Genomic DNA, 1,398 nt, shown 5'->3' on the forward strand with positions numbered 1-1,398 from the left:
GCGCTTCGCCGCCGGACGCCGCAGCCCGAAGCCCGAATATCCGCTCACCACGAGCTGCCGTCGATGGCGGCCAGGAGCTTCCACTGCTGCACGGGGATGGTGAACGGCTCGGCCGGGAGCGCCTGGAGGCAGACGTGATCGGCGCCGGCCGACACATGCGCGGCAATCCGTTGGCCGACGCCGTCCTCCCCGATGGCAACCAACGCGTCGACGAGCCGATCGCTGCCGGGTGCGGCGAGATCAGTGTCGGTGAAGCCGAGTCGCTGCCAGCTCGCGCGGTATCCAGGGTTGGAAACGTAGGCGCCCACGTGTGCGCGAGCGCGGGTCCTGGCGTCGGCGTCGTCGGCCCCGACCACCACAGCCTGTTCGACCACGAGCGTCCGGTCCGGTCCGAGAACGGCGCGCGCCTGCGCGGTGTGTTCCGGGGTCGTGAGATAGGTGATAGCGCCATCGGCCCGGTCTCGAGCCAGCTCCAGAGCGCGCGGGCCGAGCGCCGCGAGTACCCGGGGTAGGCGGCCGGAGTCCGGCAGACCGAGCTGGGCGCGCAAAGTGTCGGGCGCGTCGAGATCGTCCAGGTAGGCGCGCAAGTCGGCCAGCGGTGTGCGGTAGTCGAGTCCGAGCACGCCTTCGACGACGCGAGGATTGGATGTGCCCGCACCGAACACGAACCGATCCGGGTAGGCGTCCAGAACGGCCCTGGCGGAGGCTCGCATCCAGTGTGGATGGCGGCCGTAGGTCACCGCGATCCCGGTGCCGACCACCAGCCCGCTGGTCGCGGCGAGCAGTCCGGCGGCCGTGACGAACGGGTCGTGCGCGAGCCCCTCGCTGAGCCAGATCGCGCCGAGGCCCAGGTCCTCCAGCTCCGCAGCCAGTCCCCTGGCCACCGGCGGCGGCTGCAGATCGAGCCCGTTCACCCAGATGCCGGTGCGCGGCAGATTCGGCGGCAACATCACGTTCGACTCCTGTCGACTACAATTGGAATGCCATTCCGAATATACAGAGTGCCGTTCCAATTAGCCACAGGAGCCCGATGGAACACGGACAACCAGCACCTCCCGGCGGTGTGCGCGCCGATGCGCGCCGCAGCCGGGCACGACTGCTCGAGGCCGCGCACACGATGTTCACCAGCGAGGGCGTCGATGTGTCGTTCAATGAGATCGCCCGTCGCGCCGGGGTGGGGCCGGCCACCCTCTATCGGCATTTCCCCCAGCGCGAAGACCTCATCGCCGCCGTGGTCGGCACCAGTCTCGACGAGGTGATCTCGCTCGCGAGCACCCTCGATGCCGAGCCCGATCCCGCTGTCGCGCTGGCGCGCTGGGTTTCCGCGCTGGTGTCGCACGTCCGCCGCGTCCGGGGGCTGTCCGAGGAGATCATGCGTGCCCTCGAGGTCCCGGGCAA

At 70.0% G+C, this 1,398-nt stretch carries 2 protein-coding genes; one reads left to right on the top strand and one right to left on the bottom strand.

Annotation, left to right across the window (positions count from 1 at the left end):
* Window positions 1–44: 44 nt before the first annotated feature.
* Window positions 45–950: a TIGR03620 family F420-dependent LLM class oxidoreductase gene (locus tag RJ05_RS26095; protein WP_036541894.1), complete on the bottom strand. Its 906-nt coding sequence runs from the start codon at window positions 948–950 to the stop codon at window positions 45–47.
* Between the two features lie 80 nt (window positions 951–1,030).
* Between RJ05_RS26095 and RJ05_RS26100 the strand changes: the two genes are divergently transcribed.
* Window positions 1,031–1,398: TetR/AcrR family transcriptional regulator (locus RJ05_RS26100; RefSeq protein WP_036541897.1), on the top strand; the 368-nt coding region annotated here is incomplete at its 3' end.

Source organism: Nocardia cyriacigeorgica NBRC 100375, assembly GCF_000308555.1.
GTDB classification, from domain to species: Bacteria; Actinomycetota; Actinomycetes; order Mycobacteriales; family Mycobacteriaceae; genus Nocardia; species Nocardia cyriacigeorgica.

What these genes read in the sequence shown, in the direction of transcription:
- RJ05_RS26095 (WP_036541894.1), bottom strand. Translation starts at nt 950, where the DNA reads ATGTTGCCGCCGAATCTGCCGCGCACCGGCATCTGGGTGAACGGGCTC.